Below are 21,327 nucleotides of genomic sequence, written 5' to 3' on the forward strand. Positions count from 1 at the left end.
CCGCGCGTCGCCACAGCACGCCCATCCCACGTGTGAGAGGAAGAGCCTCCCTTGTCCCTCGAACAGCTCTCAGGAAAGACCGTCCTGGTCACTGGTGCCGGTGGCCTCATCGGCAGCCGCATCACGTCCCAGCTCCGCCGGCTCGGCGCCCGCCCCATCTCGGTATGCAAGCTCGACGCCTACCCGCACGAGGTGTACCGCGAGCGGTTCGGCATCGACGCCTCCGCCCCGGACTTCATCGTCGGCGACATCGCCGAGCCGGACGTGATGCGCAAGGTGATCTCCGGCTGCGACTACGTGATCCACGCCGCCGCCCTGGCCGACGTGGCAGCCTGCACCCGCCGACCGCTGGACGCCATCGAGACCAACATCACCGGCACCCAGCGCGTCCTGGACGCCATCGCCGCCTCGGACCGGGTGCGCAGGATGGTGTTCGTCTCATCCGCCAGCGTCTACGGCAATGGCAGCCCACAGTTCGTGGAGGGCGCGGCGGTCCAGCCGGTGTCGGTGTACGGAAACAGCAAGGCGTGGGGCGAGTACCAGACCGCCGCCGTGCTCGGCGGCGCCGGCATCTCCTACGCCGTGGTGCGGTACTTCTCGGTCTACGGCGAACCGCAGGTCGTCAAGGAGCGGAGCCACTCCTGGGTGGTCGCCTGGTTCGCCATGCGGGCCGCGCTCGGCCTGCCTCTCCACCTCAACGGCGGCGGCCACCAGATCCGCGACATGGTCCACGTGGACGACATCGCCACCGGCACGCTCTTGGCGCTGGTCGCACCCCGCGCGCACAGCGAGACCGTCAACATCGGCACCGGAAGCGGTACTTCGATCCGGCAGATCGCCGAACTCGTCCGCAGCCACTTCCCGGACGTGCCGCTGGTCGAGACGCCCATGCCGCCCGGCGATCCCGAGGGCGGTTACGCCTCCGTCCAGCGGATGGAGGACCTGCTGGGCTGGCGACCGGCCATTACGGTGGCGGAGGGAGTCGCCCGCTACGTGGCCTGGCTGAAGGCCACCCCGGAGGCCGTCCCTGACTGGATGCGCCAAGCGGCAGCGGCCTAGATGATCGGCGGTCGGCCCAGCCGGGTCATGGTCCACACCGTGCGCCAACGCATCGGCTTGCGCCGGCCGCACGGTGTGCGCCAGCCCTCGCCGAACCCCGCGAACCACGCCTTCAGCCCGGCCGCATCACGCGTACGAGCTAGCGTCAGCGCCACCCACACCGCGAGGTAGACCGGCACCAGCAGGGCTGGGAGGTGTCGCCGTGCCAAGTAGACCCGGTTGCGGGCGTTCGTCCGATAGAAGAACGAGTGCCGGGCCGGGCTGGTGCGCGGGTGCTGCAGCAGCAGCTCCGGGGCGTACAGGATGCGCCAACCGGCATCAAGCGCACGCCAGGCCATGTCGGTCTCCTCGTGGGAGAAGAAGAAGGCGTCGGGCCAGTCGCCTACCTGCTCCAACATCTTCGAGGACATGGCGTGGCCGCCGCCGAGGAAGGCGGTCACCTCTCCACCGCGCATCGGATCACCGGCCCTAAGCCGGGGGACGTGGCGCCGCTGGGTGAATCCGGTCTCGTCCGCGACGCGGAAACTCACGATGCCCAGCTGCGGGTCGGCCTCGTACAGGGCGACGATCCGGGCGAGGACATCGTCGGCGACCAGCAGGCCATCGTCGTCCAGGTCCACCGCCACGTCCACGTCCCGCAGGTGCTCCAGCGCGACGTTCCGCCCGCCAGTCACCCCGAGGTTGTCCGCCAGCTCCACGCCCTCAACCCATGACGGCAGTTCCGGCAACGCACACCCGTTGCCGATCACCACGACCTTCGCGGCCTTGACCGTCTGCATCTCCACCGAGGCCAGCAGCTCGGCCAGCTCCTTCGGCCGCCTGCCCATGGTCAGGATCGCCACACCCAGCTTGACGCTCACCGAACCTCTTCCCTTCGAGGAACCAGAGATGACCTCACGAACGCCGGATCACAGCACCGCGTCGCTCAGAGAACTCGCCGAGAACCGGAGCCTTCCAGCCCATCAGGTCATGGACCAGGACACACTCGCTTGGATCGCCAGAAACCAGCCCGAAGCCTCGGCAGCGCCGCCCACCCTGCCACATCCGCCGCTCATGCTGGTACCGGACGTCACCTGGTTCGCGCCCCAGCTCGTCGACTCCATCCACGGCATCCGGCACAACGCCCGCGTCTCCCTACTCGCCGGTCTGCTCGCCCAGGAGTACGGACTCGACCGCAACCACACCGCCGCCCTGTGCGCCGCCGCAGCGGTCCACGACTGCCGGCGGCGCGACGACCGCGACGATCCCGGGCACGGCCGACGAGCAGCGTCCTGGTTCACCCGCAACCAGCACGCCGTGACCACGAGTCTCGGCCGCGAACTGCCGCCGCACCTGGCCGAAGAGGCAACCGCAGCGATCGGCCTCCACGACCTCCCGTACGCGAGCTTCACGCCGCAGCAGAACCTCGCCTACCAACGGGCGCCCCACCTGATCGACCTACTCAAGGCAGCCGACTGCCTGGACCGCTACCGGCTTCCCCTCGCCCGTTGGTGGCCGGACCCCTCCCACCTGCGCATCGTCATCCCCGCATGGCTCCACCCCGTCGCCTTCGACCTGGTTCTCCGAAGCGAACAGGCAAGGCTCAACGGCGCGACAAACCACGGGGCACTCATCCACGCCAGCCAGATCCTCACCCCCCAGCAGTAGGAGGTCGTCCATGCACAGCGAGTGGGACAACGCCCACACCGACCACACCAGCAGCACCACGCGACCCGGCCCGTCCGGCCTCGCCGAGACCGACGCCGACTGGCGCCATCACCTCGCACACGAAACGCCCAACGGCTGGCTGCTCAGCGGCAACGCCATGACCAAGACGCTGGCCTCGGGACGCCCCATCCACCTGATGCACACCACTGTGGCCCTGGACGCGATCCGCGCCAGCGGACACCTCTATGCCTCCACCGGTTGCCTGATCGCGGCCCTCTACTGCGCGCCCCTCACCCCCGAGCCCGCCGGCCTGCGCCCGCACAACCTGGGGACCTACCTGCTGGAGACCAAGACGCACACCCGCACCCTGGTCTTCGAGATCACCCCCGACGCCCCCGTGCCGCCCAAAGGCATCGACTACCTCCGGCTCGGCGCCATCCACCTGCGCACCTTCCTCACACACCGCAGCTTCCTCACCGAGCCCGAAGACACCCAGCTCCGCCGAGCCGTACTGAACCGGCTGCGCGCGGCTGCCCCTTTCCTCGACACACTCCTCGCCAACGCCGCCGGGACGCCGACACCGGACGCCAAGTTCATCGACCAGCTCTCCGCCACCGTGCCGGCCTTCCCGTTCCTCGGATACCTCTACTTCGAGGTGCTCTCTGAATACCTGATGCTCAACTCCACAACCGCCGAGACCAAGGCGTACGCCCAGCTCGGAGAGATGAACAACCGCCTCTACAAGCGGCTGGCCCTCTCCGCGGTCCAAGGCATGGACCAGCTCTTTGACCTGTCCCGCTTCAACCCGGGACATAAACGCCTCCTCCAACTCGTCGGGCAGATCGATGCCGGCCTGGCGTCCGAAGTGGCCCGCTTCACCAGGCAGCGCTTGTCACACTTGTTCGCGACCGTGGCGCTCGCGCCCGCCCAGGACGTAGCATCCTTCACCTTCCACGACTTGGACTTCGACGCCCTCGCCGCAACCGCGCCGTGCCTGCTGGGCCAGCTCATCTTCCGCGAGATGCGGATCATCGACCGGTACCCGCAGCTCTACCTCGCCTTCGAGCATACGAAGGCTTTTGAGGCGTGGGCCTACTGGAACACCGAGGGCATCCCGACCCCCTTCAACGGCACAATCCCGAAGGGCGAGATCGGCATCAACACGGCTTACCCGCGAGCCAGCCACACGGTATGGACGGCAGAGACCTGCGAACGCGGCCTGCTGCACCCGATCGAGCAGCTCGACGCCATCCTCCTCCCCCGCCTCGCTGAGCTATCCATGACGGCAATGCGCAGGGACCAGACGGGGAAGGCCGCCGGACACCTGCGGCAGACCTCGACGCACTGATCCCAGCCACAGCGACGTCTCAAAGCTTGTCCCAGGCTCGCAAGCACCCGCTGACCTGGAACGAACTCACGCTCACCACGAACTTAAATGCAGGTCGGCGCTGCACTGGCAGGCCACCGGGCGGGAGCTGGAGCTTGAACTCCGATTTGTTCGGCGCGACCGTCGTGGAGATGACCAGTCTCTGGCCAGACCGACCTTCTCCAGCAAGCCCTTGCCCCGGAACTGGCAGCCACGGCGGGGAGTTCACCCGGGAACGTACATGTCAGGTCAGGAGCCAGCACATCAGGCCGGACAGTCTTGAAAAAGGCCCGCTTGTGGGCTCTTGAGTGGTTCCATTGTTGCCTGATGGTGTGGACCGGGGCCGGGTCCGCTGTTCGGCAGCAGCCAGAGCGCCTTCGTGCATGCTGCCCGGTCCGCCTCGGCAACGCTCGGGGCGGGAGCAGCCAGGACTTCTCACCCCGATCGCAGGTAAGGCGCGAGCCTTCGGGGAGTGGAGCGGGAACGATGGCATCAGTAGAACAGCAAGTGAAGAGCGCCGACAGCGTGATCTGCCAAAACCTTGCCAACCCGGTAGGCGACCGGGGCTTCCTCTCGCAGAACGTGCTGGGGCAGCTCCGGAACCTCGTCGAGGGGCTTGCTGTCTGGGCGCACCTCGGCGATCGCTCGACTGAGTTTCACTACAACCAAGTCGGGCCGGCCTTGGATGCTGTCAGAGCGCTCGCCAAGTTCAGGCTCCTGAGCAGATTCCATGGATTGCTCCAGGCCAGCGTCTCGCACTACACGCTGGATCGCGATCCGTCTGAGCGGTTGATGCTGAAGTACTACGAGTACCTGCTCCGCACACGCGACCTGGCACAGGATCTCCTCGGAATCAAAATCCTGCACAACATCGAACAGTTTCCAATCGATCTCGACCCCTCATTGCATGAGTACTACGAGAGGATTGCCGCCCGCATCCAGCAGCAAAGGACGGTAACGTCCTCAAGCGCACGTCGCGAGCGGTACTACATTCACAGTTCGCGCCCCTTCTTCGTCTCCGGCCGCATCTACTACGAAGTGACGTTCTATCTCGCCCACAATCGGACGAGTAAGTTCGATCGCATCATTGGGTTCACCGACATCGACGTCACCGACAAATATGCGGCTAGTCTGGAGCTGGCCAGCGACACGATCGAGGTCCTCGGACAGACGATGCCGATCACGCTGATCCGCTCATGGGAGGTGTCAATCCGGCCGTGTGAGTTCGACAATTTCGCTCGCCTCTTCGACGCCTCTCACGGAAAGGTCAGGGCGTCGAATTCCGAGTACCGAAACCTGATGCGGTACCTCACGACAACACGATCAAGTCTGCTTGATCTCATGGATATGACCGACGCAGCATACGGCTCGTTCCGCTCCTGGGCGCTAGCCGGAGCCCAACGAGATGCGGTTATCTTCCCCATTCTTGACCGCGCACGATCACTCATTCGCAACGACCAGCCAGGTTCTCGTCTGTTGCGGTACCTCATGCTGCGGATGAACAATCGTGTCATCAAGGCACAGTTCGATGCTGGCCGGTGTTCTGCACTCTCCGGGCTGCGCGTTTCCTGGAGTTGCAAGCCCTTCGACACGATGCCGTTCTGCACATCACCGCGCGGACACAACCCGCGCTTTGGGGACCTTGCCGAGAGTCTGGACGCGAGGACCCGACCTCACGAGCTGCTGGCCAGACGAGTCCGGAGCAATGTCGAGCAGCGCGGTGTGATCTATACGCCGGCGGCCGAGCTGGAGGACCTCGGTGACGTCGATGATCTGATCGCGCGCCACAATCGGATGCTGCCACCCACTGAACGGCACAAGCCGCGGAAGCTGGCTCATGAAAATGGGCACGTTTTCATCGTCGGATACGAGGACGACACGGTCTCGATCATCAACGAGCTCCGAAAGATCTCTGCCAGTGGCGTCTCTCAACACAGCAGCGATGTACAGGCATGGATTGATGCGAACCCAGGTGCCATCGATGACCCTTTGAAGGTCAAGGCACTGACGGAATTGTTCGAGCACTCGAAGATCGCCCTCGTCTACGGCGCAGCCGGTACTGGAAAGTCAACGATGGTGAATCACATTGCAAACTACTTCAGTGGCGCACGGAAGCTATTCTTGGCACACACTAATCCGGCCGTCGACAATCTGAAGAGGCGAGTACAAGCGCCGAACGTCGAGTTCAGCACGATCAGCAAGCACGTGCGCAAAGGTACGCCGCTCGGCGCAAAGTACGACGTATTGGTGATCGATGAGTGCAGCACTGTAAGCAACGCAAGCCTGCTCGATGTGCTTGAGAAGACCTCCTTCGATCTGCTCGTACTCGTTGGCGATGTCTACCAGATCGAGTCAATCGAGTTTGGCAACTGGTTCAGCATCATCCGGTCGTACATCCCGAGCGAGTCAGTCTTCGAACTTACAGAGCCATTCAGGACGACGGATCAGAGCCTTCTCGCACTATGGGACAGGGTGCGGAACCTGGACGACCGCATCGAAGAGTCACTCTCCAAGAATGGCTACTCTACGGTTCTGGGAGACTCGCTGTTTCAGCATCGAAGCGACGATGAGATCGTGCTCTGCCTGAACTACGACGGCCTGTACGGCATCAACAACGTCAACCGGTTCCTACAGGCGAGCAACCCGAATCCAGCTGTGGCGTGGAGCGAGTCTACGTACAAGGTCGGCGATCCCGTACTCTTCAACGAGTCCGATCGGTTCAGCCCGGTCATCTTTAATAACTTGAAGGGCAGGATCGTCAAGATCATTCGCACGCCCGGCCGTATCACTTTCGATGTGAATCTCGAACGGGATTTCACTGAAGCCGATGCAATTTTCTCAGGTCTGCGCTGGGCAGGAGACTCGACGGTCCAGTTCGATGTCTTCGAACGTGGCGACAGTGACGATGACGATGACTCGGTCATTACCATGGTGCCGTTTCAGATCGCTTACGCCGTATCGATCCACAAAGCACAGGGCGTTGAGTATAAGTCAGTCAAGGTTGTTATCACGGACGCCAACGAGGAAAGCATCTCCCACAGCATCTTCTATACCGCGATCACCCGCGCTCGGGAGCGTCTTGAAGTGTTCTGGACTCCAGAGACACAGCATCGAATCCTGAGTCGTCTCGCAGTGCGCGAGAACACGAAAGACGAGCATCTGATGAAGATCCGCCGAGGTTTGGCCCCTGTTGAGAAGCGACCGAAGCGCAGTAAGACGCGCCAGCTACCATAGACACGAGGTTGGAAGCAGAGGCCAACAGTCGATTGCTGGCCTCATCTTCGATGCGCTCGGTCGGATCGCAGCAATCAAGGTCACGATAGGCGGGCACTGAACCGCACTGAGCGAAGCCGTCGCCCACGACCAGCGGCGATCGACGCTGGCTTGGTTGCAGTTCTGGTTGCATTCACCCTCGTCCATCGCCGTTCGGAAGTCAGCCGGCAGGCTGCTCCGCCCCAAGTCAGGACCTCTCCGACCGTCCTCGGACAGCCGGACGAACAGTTGGAAAGCGTGTTGGGATAAAACCCTCACGAGTTCGAATCTCGTATCCTCCGCCTTCACGAAGGCCCCGGACCGCTCAGCGGCCCGGGGCCTTCGTCGTTGTGTGGTCCCAGTTCTGATCCCAGTTGGAGATCTGGGCCTCAGGCAGCGTCTTCGCCGGGCTTTCCTGAGCCGGGTTCGGCCCCGCCCCAGCGCAGGACGGTTGAGGCGGTGTGCCGGCATCATGCAGACCGCTGCCACCGATACCGGCCTCGCGCAGGCAGGAGAACCGGCACGGCCCGCGAGGCAGCTCTCAACCGCGGAGTTCGATGAGGTGGCCGATACGGGCCCGTAGCGGGCCTTCCAGCTCGGTTGTGGTCGCCGCGTTCGATGCCTTGGAGCAGCTCGGTGGCGACCACGAGTTCGGCGAAGCGCCCGGCCGGGGTATCGAGGATGTGGCCGAGGCGGTGCCGGATCTCGGCTGCGGTCTCGGGGACGAGCAGGGTGTAGGCGTGCAGGACGGCGGCGTCGTAGCCGGCCGGTGCCACGCCCCAGCCCTCCCAGTGCCGAGGTAGCGCGGCATCGCCCGGTCGAGGTACTCCTGCCGCACCGCGACCCGATCGGTCGGCACCGTCGCCACAACGGTAAGAGTGGTGTCCAGGGACTCCCACCAGGTGTCACCGACGGCCGGGACCTCGCGCAACAGCGGCCCGTCGCCGGTGATGGTCGGGTCGGTGATCCGGTCGTACAGCTCGGCGAGGTAGCCGTTACCGCCCTCGGTCCAGGTGTGCCACGCCCGGAAGTGCGGGCGGGGGACCGCAGGAGGCATGGAGCGTTCGGCCTCCTGCGGTCCGTCCCAGATCTTCCCGCCGGCCTTCTCCGCCGGAGCGCACACCAGACGCAGCCAGGCGTTGCCGCTCACGCTGGTGACCGGGCGGCCGAGGGTACGGCCGCGCCAGCCCCATGCCTCCCGGTCCCCGTCCAGTGCCACGGCGAGGGCCGAAGCGGCGGCGTGGTGGGCTTCGCGCATCCGCGCGGCGGTGTCGATCTCAGGTTCCGAGTACATCCGTGACCTTCCGGAGCAAGTCCTGCGACAGGGGCGCGCGGCCGACGGCATCGGCGGCGCGGCTCCAGTGTTGCGGGTTGCCGGTCGAGAGCAGGACACGCGAGATCCCGGGTGCGGAGGCGACCACGGACAGGGCCGCCTCGGCCGGAGTGCTGCCGGGGGCGATGAGCTCGGCGAGTTCGGGCCCGACCATGTCGGGGATCTCCCCGCCGTGCAGCGGGGCCGACGCGAACACCACCAGGCCCGCGCTCGCGGCTTCCACCAGGACGCCCAGGCCGTCGAGGGCCAGCCCGACGGGCGCCAAATGGACGACGGACACCGAAAGTTAGACCGAGCGCAGGTGATGGTTCTCGATCCGGTTGTGGGGCCCCAGCCAACACCCACGCCGCCCGTCACCAACACAAATGCCCCGGGCGGGACGTGCCAGCCCGCGAACCACGCATCCTGGATCATCCCGGAGTCGCACCAACGGACATGCGCCTTCGACCCGCTTCTCCCCCGCTGGTAGACGTTCGCCACCTGCAGCATCCGGGTGCCCGTCGACCGGTGGACCTCGTGCTCACGCACCAGCCATGCCCGCTGGGCAGCCAGCGCCTCCTGACGACGTCGATCACGCACCCGCGAGACCAGACCACGAGGACCAGCACGCCGGCGCCCAAGAGAATCGCAGGAAGGCACGGGGCCATGTTCGTCATGACCCCATCAGTACGTGAATAACCCCTGCATGTGCCACCTAACCCCACGTCACCTCGGCCACCGTCGCCAATCACCTGCACCTCAAACGGCTCGTCTCGTAACTGCTGAAGTTCTACGCCGCCGCACCAGATGCCTTCTCTTGGACACGCGTTCACGTGACCTGATGTTCGGTAACCACTCCATGGGCACGGCAAGTCGGGACTACCTCAGGGGAATGGCATCCGACAAGATTAGCCATGTCGCCGGGAACGCCACCAGCGACATGCGGGGAATTCAGCAATGGAGGGTTGGGCAGGTGACCAGCACCGGGGCAGAGCATCTCATTTCAGTTCAGCAGTATCTCCGAGAATTGGCGATGTTCCTGTGCGAGCACGACGGACGGGAGGCGAGCCTCATCTGGCCGGAGGTCGAACATCCGGCCATCGAGAACCCGGCCGCCTGGGGGGATGCGTGGAGCCCCGTCGCAGCGAGTCTCAGTCAAGCCCTGGGACGGCCAGTCTCCCTGCGGCAGTATTCCCGGACCGCCGCCCATCCCCGCTTGGCGCACACCTTCCAGGGTCTGTTGATCCAGCAGGTCGAGGGCGCCTCCACCTGGCGCGTGCGGTCACCAAGCCAGCCTGATCTCAGATCCTTCAGGGTGCGCAAAGGGGAGGTCTTCTACGTTCCGGCCGGGGTCGCGTACGAAACCATTCCCAGCCCGATGTCGAATTTCGCAGTTTTTACCGTCGGCACCGCCGGGCATTAGCCTCTCGCAACATCAATGGCGACGGCATGTCGAATTCAAGGCATCGTTCGCCAAGTTCTGCACGCAATCATATCGCCCATCCGGGCCACTCGAGCGTCGAATTTAAACACTAGGAGTAATGTCGTGAAGAAGTCCTATCGTCTCGCCCTCGCCGGGATTCCCGCTCTCATGGCGGGGCTGCTGGTCTCCACTCCCGCTCATGCGGAGGTGTCCAGCACGCCAGACCAGATCCGCCTGGATTCCGGCGCGAACATGTGCATCGACGTACAGAGCGGTGGAACGGCCAACGGCACTCCCATCCAACTGTGGGACTGCAACGGCAGCGGCGCGCAGAAGTGGCAGGTTGTCTACACCAGTGGGGGCGTCGGCGGGCGCGGTGCCTTCTACCGCAATCCGCAGAGCGGCAAGTGCATCGATGTCCCTTCGGGCAGCAGCACCCCTGGCACCAAGTTGCAGCTGTGGGATTGCAACTGGAGTGGCGCCCAGCAGTGGAAGTACGAAATGTACGGCGACCGAAGCATCACGAACAAGGCGTCCGGTCTGCGCATTGATGTCACTGACGCCAGGTTCGAGAACGGCACCCGGCTCCAGGTCATGAACGGGCCGGGTTGGGGCAGCTCGCAGCGCTGGTACTGGGACAACAACATCGGCGGAGACATGCTGTGGTGCGACCCGTCCGGTGGGTGGGCCGTTATTCAGAAGCCCTGCTTGGACCCCCGCTGACCGGATCGCCAGGGCGCCGCGAACAGTCTGTTCGCATCGAGTGGCAGGGGCTCCTGCCAGGGACCTTCCGAACGACGGTGGCCTGCCCCCAGCTATGGGTGGGGGCGCTGGCCGCCTCGACGTCCGCGCCCCGTCACGAGTCGAGCAGGCCACGCTGGCTCGCGGCGGCACCTGCCTGAAACCGGCTCTCCGCCCCGAGTTGCTCCATGATGTCGGCGATGTGCCGTCGGGCGGTGCGCAGTGACATGCCCAGACGGCGGGCGATCGTTTCGTCCTTGAGGCCGCTGGCGAGCAGTCGGATGATGGTCGGGTCGAGCTCGCCGGCCACCTGTCCCGCGCCCTGGACGGGGGCTTCGGCGAACGGCTCGGCGTGTGTCCACGCCTGCTCGAAGATGTCGCACAGGTAGCCGACGGTGGACGGGTCTCGCAAGACGACCGCTCCATACGACGTGCCGTCAGCGGGAATGAATGCGATCTCGCGGTCGAAGGCGATGAGGCGCCCGAACAGCTCGTGCGCGGTGCGGTATTCGGCACCCAGCGGGGAGGCAGCTGCCACGTATGCCTGGCTTGGCCGGTTGAAGCGGGCGGTGTGGTGGTACAGCGTCCGCATCCGCACGCCCCGTCCCAGGATGGCCCGGTCACGGGACAGCGCCTCCTCCAAAGCCTCCGGCACCCGGTTCCCCCCAGGTTGGCAGGTGAGCATCTCCTCTCGGCATCGCGCGGACGCCGAGTTCAGGGCCGCCCGTACCTCGGGCAAGGTGTCGAGAAGCTCCAGTCCACCGCCGGACTGCCGGGCCTGCAGCTGGTAGGTGTCAGCAAAACGGCCCATCGCCGCCCGGGCCTGTGCGATGCGGTCCTGCTCCGCCCGTACATGGGCTTCGGCCGGAGCGACCAACTGATTGGCGGCGACCTCCGGCGAGACCGCGTATGCGGCCGAACCATCGCGGTGCACCAGCATCGCCGCGGTCAGTCGATCCACCGCTTCCGCGGCTGCCTCCAGGGTGATTCCCAGCGCGGCTGAGATCGGCAATGGGTCTGCAGCCCGGTGCTTCAGCACCCATCCGTATACGGCCGTGTCATGGGGTCCCTGATCAAAGCCAGATCGATCTGTCCAGATATGAGGGTCATTGATCATACTTGCGTCTAGCTCTCTTTGCTGCCAAGCCCACTGCTGAGGCCAACGATCTCTTCTAGTGAGTATGGAACGAGGGCACAGTGGTTCCACAAGCAACCGCCGGCTACCTCCAAACAGCGTCGGCCCTACGAACTCTTGCTGAGGAACCCGTGAAGCGACTCGTTCTCTCCATTGCCGCAACCGCAGCCGCCGCTCTCCTGGTTCTGGCCACGCCCGCAAGCGCAAGCGCCTGGACCTGGAAGCCCCCGTGCAAGGGCAGCGGCGGATCCGTCGTCATGTCAGTCGGCAACCAGCAGCAGGCAGCCGCGACCACGACAGCGGACGACGAACTCCCCCAGGGCACCTGCGACAGCGCCTGGGGTGGCTGACACCCTCTCGTCAGCCACCCGTCCTGTCGTAGAGCACGCGCTCCGGAGTCCCGCTATGCCAGTGAACACCCCACACCCCGCACTGACCGTTCGCGAACGTGAAGTGCTAACCCACCTCGTCCGCGGGGGCACGTGCCCCAGCATCGCCCGCACCATGAACCTCAGCCCACATACGGTGGACACCTACCTGCGACGCCTGCGGCACAAGACCGGCACAACGAATCGCACACAACTGGTCGTCCTCGCCTGCACCCTCGGCTACGCCCAGTAGAGACCGTCATCGGTATGACATCGATGACGGGGCCTTCCACCAGGCCCTGCAGACTGGACTGGCCAGCCGAGCGGCAGTGAGCGTCCGTTGGCCCCTGATCGAGACGCTCGAACGGACGCCTTCCAAGGCAGAGATCTCGGCAGCCAACAGGGCCGCGCGAGGAATCGCTGAAGATGGGGATGCGGTCCTCCCCTCGCTGCTTCCCGAGCGGGCCGACACCGACACGTACGTGCCCGCCACCCGCAGGGCCGCAAGGCATGCGTCGTACTACCTGACCGTGGATGAAGCGCTCGTCAAGGCTCTGCCCTGCCGCATCGAGCTTGCCGCCGAGAAGCGGGACACACTCATGGACGAGGGCCTGCATGCCACCCAGAAGATGGTCGAAAACGACCCAGTCCTGCCGAGGTTCCCGCCCGACTGGAAGACCGAACCTCACGCTGAGGAGCGGGCTTCCCTCATCGTGAGAGTGGCAGGGGTCTGCCCCAAAGACATCGCAAGTAGGGTTCGTCGGAGCCGGTGAGCGGGGCCATCTGGTCTCAGTTTTGGTCTCATTCACCCTCGTCCGGCCAGGTTCAGCCGCCACAGGGCAGTTCACTTCGCCGCAGGTCAGGACAGGGGCGAACCCCGGCGGACACCGTTCGAGAGAATTGGAAAGCGTGTTGGGATAAAACCCTCACGAGTTCGAATCTCGTATCCTCCGCCTTCACGAGGGCCCCGACTGCACTGCAGTCGGGGCCCTCGTCGTGTACCCGGAGGAGGCGGCGCACGAAGACGGTCTCCGCTGTCGTGCCAGATCCGGACCGGACCGAGAGTAGCCTGGGTGTTACCGAAGGCACTTCGCATGCTGGCACCGGACACTGGCGTCGTCTCCGGCGAACGGCTACCCCAGGCCCGGCTCTGGCCGGGCCCGGAGACAGGCCTTTGATCATGACTACGATCCTCGATCGTGCGATGACACCGACCGAACCCAGCTTCCCCTTGCGGCTCTCCATGGCGCCCGGCGGCGTGCGCGCCGGGCGCCTGGACGGAGCATGGTGGCCCCGGTCGCGTGACCTTCTTCTCGAGCTCCCCGCCCTGGCCGCCGAGATCGACGAGCGGTGGGGCCGGGTCACCAGGATCACCGTGAACCCCGCGCAGTGGCCGGTCGTCCCACGGCGGATCCCGGTCGCGGGCCACACCGTCCACGTGGGTTGGTTCACCACCGAACAGGACGAGCACATGATCATGGTCTGCTCGTACGCCCCGCGGCGACTGAACCTGCTGGTCGTCCCGCCGGCGACCGATGCCGTCGATGCCGCCCGGCTGATGGCCGCGGCCGCCGATCCTGCCAGCACCAGGACCGCGAGCGAGCTGCTCGCCACCGAGACGGACGGCGGTGCGGCGGAGCCGGAGTTCCGCTCCGACTTCCTGCCGTCGGCCGTCGCACCCTCCGAGGGTGTCGGTGAGGCCGACCTGCGAGCGGATCTCGCCCGGAGCCGGGCCGCTTCGTGGCCGGCGTCCGCCTAGTCAGCCGGCGGGGGGCCGACGGGCCGCGGCCGGGTGGGTCACTCGCGTGACCACTCGGTCTCGGCCTGGGGCTCGCCGACTGTGTCGGCCCCTTCCCAGAGACGAATCCTGACGGCCCGGGGGCCAGGAGCCGGGTGGGAGAGCGTACGCACGAAGACGTCGCGCAGGTGGTTCGCCGCCCGCTGCGGCGGCCCGTCGTACTCCAGAGGATTCGCCATCGGGGCACCGTCCCGCCGGGACCAGTCGCCGTCGTCGTCCTGGATCTCCAGAATCCACCGGTAGTGCTGCATCGTGGCCTCCTGTGACAACGATCCCGCCCGGAACACGACGGTATGAGACGAACCGCCCGAGGGCGACCGGGTAGTACCGAGCCCACCCAGACTGCGCGCACCCGGACCGGACCTGTCCACTCACGGTCTCGGTGTCACGATGGAACCACAGGCAGAAGAGGTTGTCGGTATTCGAAGCAGATGACATCCGGGACTGGCGCGGCCACCACGTGGTCGACGTCAACGGCCGCAAGATCGGCACGCTGGAGTCCGTGTACGTGGACACCGCGACGGATCAGCCCTTCTTCCCCACGGTGACGGTCGGTTTGCCCACCCGCCACCGGCTGGTGTTCGTCCCCCTCACGGGTGCGACGGTCGGCCCCGGCTACCTGAAGGTCCGCTGGCCCAGGGGCCAGGTGAGACAGGGCCCGACGATCGGCACCGACGCGCGCCGGGCGCCGACGGGAAACGTCGCCTGGCCCGCCGCTGGGAGTCCTGGTCCCGCAGGCCACCGAGGAGGCCGACGATGGCACTGGTGCTGTTCCTCATCAGCGTGGCGATCGTGCTCGGGCTGATCGGGATCGCCGTCAGTACCCGGAGCCACTCCGCAGATAGGCGCCCACGACCTGAAGCCACGCCGCCGGGCTGAAGCACGCCTCGACACGGTGCGGCGTGTCCTCGAAGACCCGCAGGATGCGCAGCGCACCGCTCGGGTGCAGGTCGTACTCGAAGGTGACGCCGTCCGAGCCGTCCTCGTACTGGAGGTCCAACGGCCCCTTCGACGGCTCTGCGGGAGGCCGGGCCTCGGCCGAGAGTTTCACATAGACGGACATCTTCCCGTATCGCCTTTCCTGTCGGCCCGGAGTGGCCGGCTCACGGGCCCGTCCCTCAGGACGCTTCGGCCGGGGGGCCGGAGCTGGCGCCGGTCGCGATGAGGATCTGCCGGGCCGAGTCACTGCCACCGGCCCGGGCCGCGCGTGCCATGGAGGCCAGGGCCGCCTCCCGACTCGCATGCGGGGGGACGACGAGCAGGCTGAAGTGGTCCCGGTCACCCCGGGTGATGATCACGGTGTCGTCGCCGACCAGGTAGCGGTCGACGTGAACCGACTGGCCGTCGATCATCAGGCTTGCTGGGACGTCGTCCCAGGCGCCCGCGTCCAGACCGACGCTCGCGATGGGACCGAGGTGTTCGGTCAACGCGCGGACCAGGTCGGGAAGTTCGGTGCTGATGTCCCGTGACCGCGGCCACCACGCACCGTCGAGCACACCTTCGCGTGACCGGGTGGTCTCCAGGCGCAACGCGACCGTCCCCGGCTTCGCGGCCTGCCGGAACCGCTCTGGCAGAGATCCGTACCGGGAAGCAGCGGCTTCGTCCGACATGGCTCGCCACCTGTCCGCCCTGAGAGACCGGGCACGCCGGGTGCGGGCCGGGCCTCGCAGCATGCGACACCTCGAACCGCTCCGGTATCCCACCGTACTCCGCCCGCACCTGGCCGAGCCGGTCGGTCGCGAGAGCCGCGGCGGGGTGCTGCTCTCAGCGCCACTCGATCAGGAACAGGGTGGCATCGTCACTCGTGTGCCCGCCCCGCTTCTCCTTCAGCACCTGGGAGAGTGCCCGCACCACGGCCCGCACCCCCTCCTGCGAACGCTCGACGCGGTTGACCCAGTCGATGAGCTGTTCCTCCCCGAACTGTTCCCCGCTGACCTCACGCTCCTCGACCAGGCCGTCGGTGAAGCACAGGACACGGTCACCGTGCCGCAGCACCCGCTCGCTGATCACCGGCTCCTCGCCGCCGAACCCGACCGGCAGAGTGGTGACGCTCTCCAGCCGCTCGACGACGACGTGGTCGCGGATCAGCAGCGGCTGTGGATGGCCGGCGTTGACCCACTGCAGGTGGCCGCTGACAGTGTTCAGGCGCATCATCTGCGCGGTGACGAAGTGGTCCGGCCCGAACTGCTCTGCGATGGCCCGGTCCATGAACGCGTAGATCTCGGCCAGTCCGATGTCGGCGCGTCTGGCGTGCCGGTACGCGCCGATGGCCACGGTCGCCATGGCCGCGGCATCCAGCCCGTGGCCCATGGCATCGATCGTGGCCACGTGCAGGAGGTCGTCGTTCAGCGCGTAGTCGAAGCTGTCTCCGGCCACCTGGTAGGCGGGCTCGAGGATGCCGGCGACCGCGACCCGGGGGACGGTCATCGAGAGTGGCGGCAGCAGTGACCACTGGATCTCCGCGGCGACGCTCATCGGCTCCAGACGCCTGGCCTGGAAGATCCGGTCGGTGTAGCCGCTCTTGGTGACCAGCAGGTCCGCGACCAGGCCGGCGAACCGGCGAAGCAACCGCCGGTCGTCGTCATCGACGGTGTCCAGTGTGAGGGCGAGCACCCCGACCTCGTCGCCGCCGTCCAACAACGGCAGGTACACCCGCACCCCAACGGCCTGCGGCACCTCGACGGGCACGGCACGCAGAAAGGCCCTACCTGCGGGAGACCCGTCGATCGGGACCGGTTCCCCGGCAGCCGGCCCCAGGCCGGGCAGCGGCACCAGCGCCAGCTGGCCGTAGTCCTGTAGCAGGAGCACCGGGTCGCGACCGCCGAACCCGATCACCGCGTCGGCGACCAACGGTCCGATCAGATGAGGCGGCAACTCGTGGGCCTGATCGAGCAGTGCGCCCAACAGCCGTTCGCCGAACCGCTCCGACCGGTCCGGTCGCCGCTCACCATCTCTGCTCACCGCCACCTCCCCGTTGCGCGATCTGCACCGACTTGATCAATGCCGACTCCGGTTCACCCGTGCCGCTCCCTCCATTACGCCCGACAGCGGCCCGTTACGCCCCCAGCCACGCTCCTTCCCCCGCGCCGACATTGGCGAGATCCCAGGCCCCGACCCGTTTGGCGTATCCCGTGGCGCCGCACGGCACAGCCGGTCCTGGTCTCAGTTCTGGTCTCATTCATCCCCGTACAGCCGCTTTCAACCGCCGCTCAGCCAGACACTTCGCCGCAGGTCAGAACCGGTACGGACCCCGGCGGACGGCGTTCGGGAGAATTGGAAAGCGTGTTGGGACAAAACCCTCACGAGTTCGAATCTCGTACCCTCCGCCGGCCGAAGGCCCGGACCGCATCAGCGGTCCGGGCCTTCGTCGTTCCCCGGTCACGAGAAGGACCACCCCCAGCGTGGACGATGGCGAGCATGGTGACTTGTATGGCTTCCAAGAAGGTCACCGTCACTCTTCCTGAAGACCTGCTGGACGAGATCCGCGCCGACAGTGCCGAACGCGGCCTCTCCGCGTACGTTGCCGACGCCCTCCGGGCCAAGCGCGACCGCGACCGCCTGCAGGAGCTGGTCGTAGGGCTGGAGGAGGAACACGGGCCGGTCCGTAGTGACGAACGGGCCGCCGCCTATGCAGAGCTGGACGACCTGGATGCGGAACACGATCGGCGTCGGCCGTCCCGCGGCAAGAGCAGTGGGACGGCCGCGTGAAGAAGCGCGCCGAGGAAGTCCGGCGGTTGCGCGCCTTCGTGCTGGACAGCGAGGCCCTGTCGCTCGCGGTCCGCGGTGATCGCATGATGATCGCCGGGCACGACCTTGCCGCCCGCGGCGAGGCGGAGATCGTCACGTCGCCCATGGCCCTGGTCGAGGCGTACGACGCGCGGACCACGAAACAGCGCTGGGACTGGGTGCTGTCACGGGTGAACGTCGCCGAACCGGGCAAGGACGGCCCTAGGGATTCGACAACGCGGGCCTAGTCGGCCAGCAGGGTGCGGACGGCGGCCGCCTCCGGGGAGCCGAGCTGGTCGAAGAGGGCGAGGGCCGTGCGGAGGTGGGGGGCCGAGGGTAGGGACTGGCCCAGGACGGTGTGGGCGAGGGCCTGGGCGTAGGGCTTGTCGAGGTCGGTGGCGATGGCGAGGGCCTGTTCGGCGAGTTGGGTGGCCTCGGGGTGGTGGGCCTGGTCGAGGTGGCACTCGGCGAGCCGGGCCAGTGTGAGGCCTTCCCAGTCGCGGTGCCGGTGGGATCTGAAGTGGCCCAGTGCCTCGGTGAGTTGGGCGGCGGCCCGCTCGGGGTGCCCGGTGCGGTGCAGGACGCAGCCGTACTGGTAGAGCACCCGGGCGACGCCGGAGCTGTTCGCCACCTCCCGGGCGGCCAGCAGCGCGCCCTCTGCCGCGGCCAACGCCTGCTCCGGGCTGCCGAGTGCGACGTGCACCCGGGAGATCGTGGAGAGCACCCGCCCGGCGCTGCCACGGTCACCGAACAGCTCGGCCAACTCCTTGGCGGTCAGGAGGAGTTCGAGCGCCCGCTCGGGCCGCGCGGTGGAGAGGTGCAGCACGCCGAGCGCGTTCGCCGTCAGGTGCCGCGCGACGTGGTCGCCGGCCTGTTCGGCCAGCGCCAGGCTGCGGGTGAGCTGCTGCTCGGCGAGCCCGTACGTGTTGGTCAGGTAGTGCAGGACCCCGGCCAGGTAGCGGGCCCGGGCCTCCGCGCCCGGGCTGCCCTGTTCCCGGGCGGTGTCCGTCGCGAGGGAGATCAGCCGCTGGAACTCCCCTCGGTGGGCCGGTCCTTCGGCCAGGCCGAACCAGAGCAGCAGCAGGTCGACGGCGGGCCGCGCCGCTCCGGGCAGTTCCCGCAGGGCGTGTTCGACGGTGGCGGCGAGCAGGGTGTGCCGGTCACGCAGCCACTGCCGGGCGGCGCCCTCGTCGGCGTGTGTGACGCCCGGGGCGTCGGTCGGGTACAGGCTGCGGTGCAGCGCGTGGTCGGGCTCGATCAGGTGCGAGGCGTTCGCGGTGCCGGCCAGCAGATGGTCCAACAGCCTTCGCACGGCGTCCTGTTGGTCGGCCACCGAATCGGTGCGCTCGCGCAGTCGCTGGGCGTACAGCCGGAGCAGGTCGTGGTAGCGGTAGCTGTCGGCGCGGTACGGGTCCAGCAGGCCGGCGTCCACCAGGGTCTCGGCGAGTTGCTCGGCGCCGTCCCGGTCGGTGCCGAGCAGCGCGGCGGCCGCGTCCACCGGCAGGTCGGGCAGGTCGCCGAAGGCCAACAGCCGGAAGGCGCGGGCGGGTTCGGGCTGGAGGGCGGAGTAGCCGAGGTGCAGGGTGGCCTCGACGGCCAGGTCGCCGACCCGTAGTTCGTCCAGCCGTCGGTGCTGGTCGCGCAGCCGGGCCAGCAGGTCGGCCAGCGGCCGCCCGGGCCGGCCGGCCAGCCGCCGGGCGGCGATCCGGACGGCGAGCGGCAACCGGCCGCAGACGGCGACCAGTTCGCGGGCGGCCTCCGGTTCGGCGGCCACCCGCTGGGGGCCGATCACGGCGGTGAGCAGGGAGAGCGCCTCCGCCTCGGTCAGCACGTCCAGCTCGAACTGCCGGGCGCCGGGCAGCAGGATGGTCCGGGCCCGGCTGGTGACCAGCACGGCACAGCCGCCGCCCCCGGGCAGCAACGGGCGGATCTGAGCGGTGTCCTGGGCGTTGTCGAGCACCACCAGGACCCGCCGCTCGGCCAGCAGCGAGCGGTAGTGCGCGGCCCGCTGCTCCAGGTCCTCGGGCACGGCGCTGCCGGGCAGCCCGAGGGTCTGCAGGAACCGGGCGAGCACCGCGCCGGGTTCGGCGGGCGCGGGGCCGGCGCCACGCAGGTCGACGTAGAGCTGCCCGTCCGGGAACTCGGCCCGGACCAGGTGGGCGACGTGCACGGCCAGCGCGGTCTTGCCCACTCCGCCGGGGCCGGAGACGGTGCACACCGCGAGTGCGCCGCCGGGGCCGGGCCGCAGCCCGGCCGCGAGCTGCTCCACGGAGTCCGCCCGTCCGGTGAAGTCGGCCACGTCAGCGGTGAGTTGACGCGGCGTACGGTCGGCGGGCCGGGCCACGGCCGGCGGGGGCGGAGCACCGAGGCCCGGGTCGGCGGCCAGGATGCGGGCCTGCAGCTCGGACAGCGCGGCGCCCGGTTCGACGCCGAGCTCCGCGTTGAGCAGCCGCCGGGTCTCGGCGTAGACGCCGAGCGCCTCGGCCTGCCGCCCGCCGCGGTAGAGCGCCAGCATCAGCTGGGCACGCGGGCGTTCGCGCAGCGGGTGCTGGGCGGTGAGGGTCTGCAGTTCGGCCAGCGCCTCGGTGGACCGCCCGGTCTCCAGCAGACAGTCCAGCAGGTCCTCCTGCGCGCCCAGCCGAAGCTCCGTCAGCCGGTCGCGCTGCCGCTCGGCGTACGGTCCGGGCAGACCGGCCAACGGCGTGCCGGTCCAGTGCGCGAGCGCGGCGGCGAGGCGGGTGCGGGTCGCCTCCCGGTCGCCGTCCGCGTCGGCCCGCGCGGCCGCGGCCAGGTCCTCCTCGAAGCGGTACGCGTCGATCTGGGAGGGCGCGATCCGCAGCGCGTACCCGTCGGCGACCGACACCAGTACGGTGCCCGCGCCCCGGGCCGGCCGGTCCGGTTCCAGCACGGTGCGCAGACGCCAGGCGTACTGGCGGAGCATCCCGACCGCGCGCTGCGGAGGGTCCTCGCCCCAGATCGCCCCGGCCAGTTCACCGCTGCCGACCGGCCGACCGGGCCGCAGCAGCAGTACGGCGAGCAGGGCGCGCTGCTGGGGCGGGCCGAGGTCCAGTTCGCGGCCGTCGAGCCGGCCGTACAGCGGGCCGAGCACCTGGAAGTCGAGCCGGTCTCCGGACAGGTCTCCGGGCAGGTCTCCGGACAGGTCGAAGTCGGTCATGTGGTTCCCCCGTGTTCACTACACCGCTTCCGGTCCCCGATTCCGGTGCGGTCCGCCCCAGCCGTCCCAGCCACCCCAGCTGGTCCGGCATTCGGCGTTGATCGTTTGTTGATTCACGCTCCGCACAATGAGCCGTCATCCGATGCCCGCCAGAGAGGCCAGCGCCGTGAGCGAGTCCGAGAAGAGCCACCCGAAGCCCGCCGAGCAGGAGAAGGACCAGCCGCGGTTCCGGTACGAGGTGCGTCCGCTGCACACCATCATCGCAGAGGAGGAGAAGCACCCCAAGAGCTGATCCCGCTCCGCCCGCAAGAGACCGGCCGTGCCC

The 21,327-nt window shown here is 67.6% G+C and carries 22 protein-coding genes; 13 read left to right on the forward strand and 9 right to left on the reverse strand.

Annotated features, from left to right (window positions below):
- Positions 1–51: 51 nt before the first annotated feature.
- On the forward strand, positions 52–1,059 hold the full coding sequence (locus ACZ6ZR_RS25870) for an NAD-dependent epimerase/dehydratase family protein (protein WP_465646105.1): 1,008 nt from the start codon (positions 52–54) through the stop codon (positions 1,057–1,059).
- Here ACZ6ZR_RS25870 and ACZ6ZR_RS25875 read toward each other — a convergent pair.
- On the reverse strand, positions 1,056–1,919 hold the full coding sequence (locus ACZ6ZR_RS25875) for a glycosyltransferase family 2 protein (protein WP_465646107.1): 864 nt from the start codon (positions 1,917–1,919) through the stop codon (positions 1,056–1,058). The genes ACZ6ZR_RS25870 and ACZ6ZR_RS25875 overlap by 4 nt on opposite strands.
- 28 nt (positions 1,920–1,947) lie before the next feature.
- Here ACZ6ZR_RS25875 and ACZ6ZR_RS25880 point away from each other — a divergent pair, with 28 nt between their 5' ends.
- The 3 genes from ACZ6ZR_RS25880 (at position 1,948) to ACZ6ZR_RS25890 (ending at position 7,306) form a co-directional block, all read left to right on the forward strand.
- Positions 1,948–2,706, forward strand: a complete 759-nt coding sequence (locus ACZ6ZR_RS25880; protein WP_465646108.1) for a hypothetical protein — start codon at positions 1,948–1,950, stop codon at positions 2,704–2,706.
- A 10-nt stretch (positions 2,707–2,716) separates the two neighbouring features.
- Positions 2,717–4,054 (forward strand): hypothetical protein, encoded by a 1,338-nt coding sequence (locus ACZ6ZR_RS25885; protein WP_465646110.1) that lies wholly within the window; start codon positions 2,717–2,719, stop codon positions 4,052–4,054.
- Positions 4,055–4,558: 504 nt separating this feature from the next.
- Positions 4,559–7,306 carry an AAA family ATPase gene (locus ACZ6ZR_RS25890; RefSeq protein ID WP_465646112.1) on the forward strand — a complete coding sequence of 916 codons (2,748 nt, stop codon included), beginning with the start codon at positions 4,559–4,561 and terminating at the stop codon, positions 7,304–7,306.
- A gap of 559 nt (positions 7,307–7,865) precedes the next feature.
- On the opposite strand, the gene ACZ6ZR_RS25895 is transcribed toward ACZ6ZR_RS25890, so the two are convergent.
- Positions 7,866–8,618 carry a hypothetical protein gene (locus ACZ6ZR_RS25895; RefSeq protein ID WP_465646114.1) on the reverse strand — a complete coding sequence of 251 codons (753 nt, stop codon included), beginning with the start codon at positions 8,616–8,618 and terminating at the stop codon, positions 7,866–7,868.
- Positions 8,602–8,937: a hypothetical protein gene (locus tag ACZ6ZR_RS25900; protein ID WP_465646116.1), complete on the reverse strand. Its 336-nt coding sequence runs from the start codon at positions 8,935–8,937 to the stop codon at positions 8,602–8,604. Before ACZ6ZR_RS25900 ends, ACZ6ZR_RS25895 begins: the two co-directional genes overlap by 17 nt.
- A 591-nt stretch (positions 8,938–9,528) precedes the next feature.
- On the opposite strand from ACZ6ZR_RS25900, the gene ACZ6ZR_RS25905 reads away from it, so the two are divergent.
- Together ACZ6ZR_RS25905 and ACZ6ZR_RS25910 are read left to right on the forward strand one after the other, a co-directional pair.
- A complete protein-coding gene (locus ACZ6ZR_RS25905; RefSeq protein ID WP_465646118.1) occupies positions 9,529–10,059 on the forward strand; it encodes a hypothetical protein in 531 nt (176 codons plus the stop codon).
- Between the two features lie 123 nt (positions 10,060–10,182).
- A complete protein-coding gene (locus ACZ6ZR_RS25910) occupies positions 10,183–10,782 on the forward strand; it encodes an RICIN domain-containing protein (RefSeq protein WP_465646120.1) in 600 nt (199 codons plus the stop codon).
- Positions 10,783–10,915: 133 nt separating this feature from the next.
- On the opposite strand, the gene ACZ6ZR_RS25915 is transcribed toward ACZ6ZR_RS25910, so the two are convergent.
- Positions 10,916–11,839, reverse strand: a complete 924-nt coding sequence (locus ACZ6ZR_RS25915) for a helix-turn-helix transcriptional regulator (protein WP_465646122.1) — start codon at positions 11,837–11,839, stop codon at positions 10,916–10,918.
- Positions 11,840–12,340: 501 nt separating this feature from the next.
- On the opposite strand from ACZ6ZR_RS25915, the gene ACZ6ZR_RS25920 reads away from it, so the two are divergent.
- The 3 genes from ACZ6ZR_RS25920 to ACZ6ZR_RS25930 all read left to right on the forward strand — a co-directional run bounded on the left by ACZ6ZR_RS25920 (position 12,341) and on the right by ACZ6ZR_RS25930 (position 14,062).
- Entirely contained in the window at positions 12,341–12,556 is a 216-nt protein-coding gene (locus ACZ6ZR_RS25920) for a response regulator transcription factor (protein WP_465646123.1), read from the forward strand.
- A 76-nt stretch (positions 12,557–12,632) separates the two neighbouring features.
- Positions 12,633–13,076 (forward strand): hypothetical protein, encoded by a 444-nt coding sequence (locus ACZ6ZR_RS25925; RefSeq protein WP_465646125.1) that lies wholly within the window; start codon positions 12,633–12,635, stop codon positions 13,074–13,076.
- A gap of 431 nt (positions 13,077–13,507) precedes the next feature.
- Positions 13,508–14,062 (forward strand): DUF5994 family protein, encoded by a 555-nt coding sequence (locus tag ACZ6ZR_RS25930; RefSeq protein WP_465646127.1) that lies wholly within the window; start codon positions 13,508–13,510, stop codon positions 14,060–14,062.
- Between the two features lie 38 nt (positions 14,063–14,100).
- On the opposite strand, the gene ACZ6ZR_RS25935 is transcribed toward ACZ6ZR_RS25930, so the two are convergent.
- On the reverse strand, positions 14,101–14,352 hold the full coding sequence (locus ACZ6ZR_RS25935; protein ID WP_465646129.1) for a hypothetical protein: 252 nt from the start codon (positions 14,350–14,352) through the stop codon (positions 14,101–14,103).
- A gap of 161 nt (positions 14,353–14,513) precedes the next feature.
- Here ACZ6ZR_RS25935 and ACZ6ZR_RS25940 point away from each other — a divergent pair, with 161 nt between their 5' ends.
- Entirely contained in the window at positions 14,514–14,906 is a 393-nt protein-coding gene (locus ACZ6ZR_RS25940) for a PRC-barrel domain-containing protein (protein WP_465646131.1), read from the forward strand.
- Between the two features lie 12 nt (positions 14,907–14,918).
- On the opposite strand, the gene ACZ6ZR_RS25945 is transcribed toward ACZ6ZR_RS25940, so the two are convergent.
- The 3 genes from ACZ6ZR_RS25945 to ACZ6ZR_RS25955 all read right to left on the reverse strand — a co-directional run bounded on the left by ACZ6ZR_RS25945 (position 14,919) and on the right by ACZ6ZR_RS25955 (position 17,068).
- Positions 14,919–15,164 carry a hypothetical protein gene (locus ACZ6ZR_RS25945; protein WP_465646133.1) on the reverse strand — a complete coding sequence of 82 codons (246 nt, stop codon included), beginning with the start codon at positions 15,162–15,164 and terminating at the stop codon, positions 14,919–14,921.
- 55 nt (positions 15,165–15,219) lie between these two features.
- A complete protein-coding gene (locus tag ACZ6ZR_RS25950) occupies positions 15,220–15,711 on the reverse strand; it encodes a DUF5994 family protein (RefSeq protein ID WP_465646135.1) in 492 nt (163 codons plus the stop codon).
- A 154-nt stretch (positions 15,712–15,865) separates the two neighbouring features.
- The gene (locus ACZ6ZR_RS25955) at positions 15,866–17,068 is read right to left on the reverse strand and encodes a PP2C family protein-serine/threonine phosphatase (RefSeq protein WP_465646137.1); all 1,203 of its coding nucleotides are present in this window, start codon (positions 17,066–17,068) and stop codon (positions 15,866–15,868) included.
- 462 nt (positions 17,069–17,530) lie between these two features.
- On the opposite strand from ACZ6ZR_RS25955, the gene ACZ6ZR_RS25960 reads away from it, so the two are divergent.
- On the forward strand, positions 17,531–17,809 hold the full coding sequence (locus ACZ6ZR_RS25960) for a ribbon-helix-helix domain-containing protein (RefSeq protein ID WP_465646139.1): 279 nt from the start codon (positions 17,531–17,533) through the stop codon (positions 17,807–17,809).
- Positions 17,806–18,075: a hypothetical protein gene (locus ACZ6ZR_RS25965; RefSeq protein WP_465646141.1), complete on the forward strand. Its 270-nt coding sequence runs from the start codon at positions 17,806–17,808 to the stop codon at positions 18,073–18,075. The genes ACZ6ZR_RS25960 and ACZ6ZR_RS25965 overlap by 4 nt, the downstream gene beginning before the upstream one ends.
- Here ACZ6ZR_RS25965 and ACZ6ZR_RS25970 read toward each other — a convergent pair.
- On the reverse strand, positions 18,072–21,002 hold the full coding sequence (locus ACZ6ZR_RS25970) for an AfsR/SARP family transcriptional regulator (protein WP_465646142.1): 2,931 nt from the start codon (positions 21,000–21,002) through the stop codon (positions 18,072–18,074). The two genes, ACZ6ZR_RS25965 and ACZ6ZR_RS25970, sit on opposite strands and share 4 nt — an antisense overlap.
- Before the next feature lie 142 nt (positions 21,003–21,144).
- Between ACZ6ZR_RS25970 and ACZ6ZR_RS25975 the strand changes: the two genes are divergently transcribed.
- On the forward strand, positions 21,145–21,294 hold the full coding sequence (locus ACZ6ZR_RS25975) for a hypothetical protein (protein WP_465646144.1): 150 nt from the start codon (positions 21,145–21,147) through the stop codon (positions 21,292–21,294).
- Positions 21,295–21,327 lie beyond the last annotated feature (33 nt).

It is taken from the genome of Kitasatospora sp. NPDC088742 (assembly GCF_055584905.1).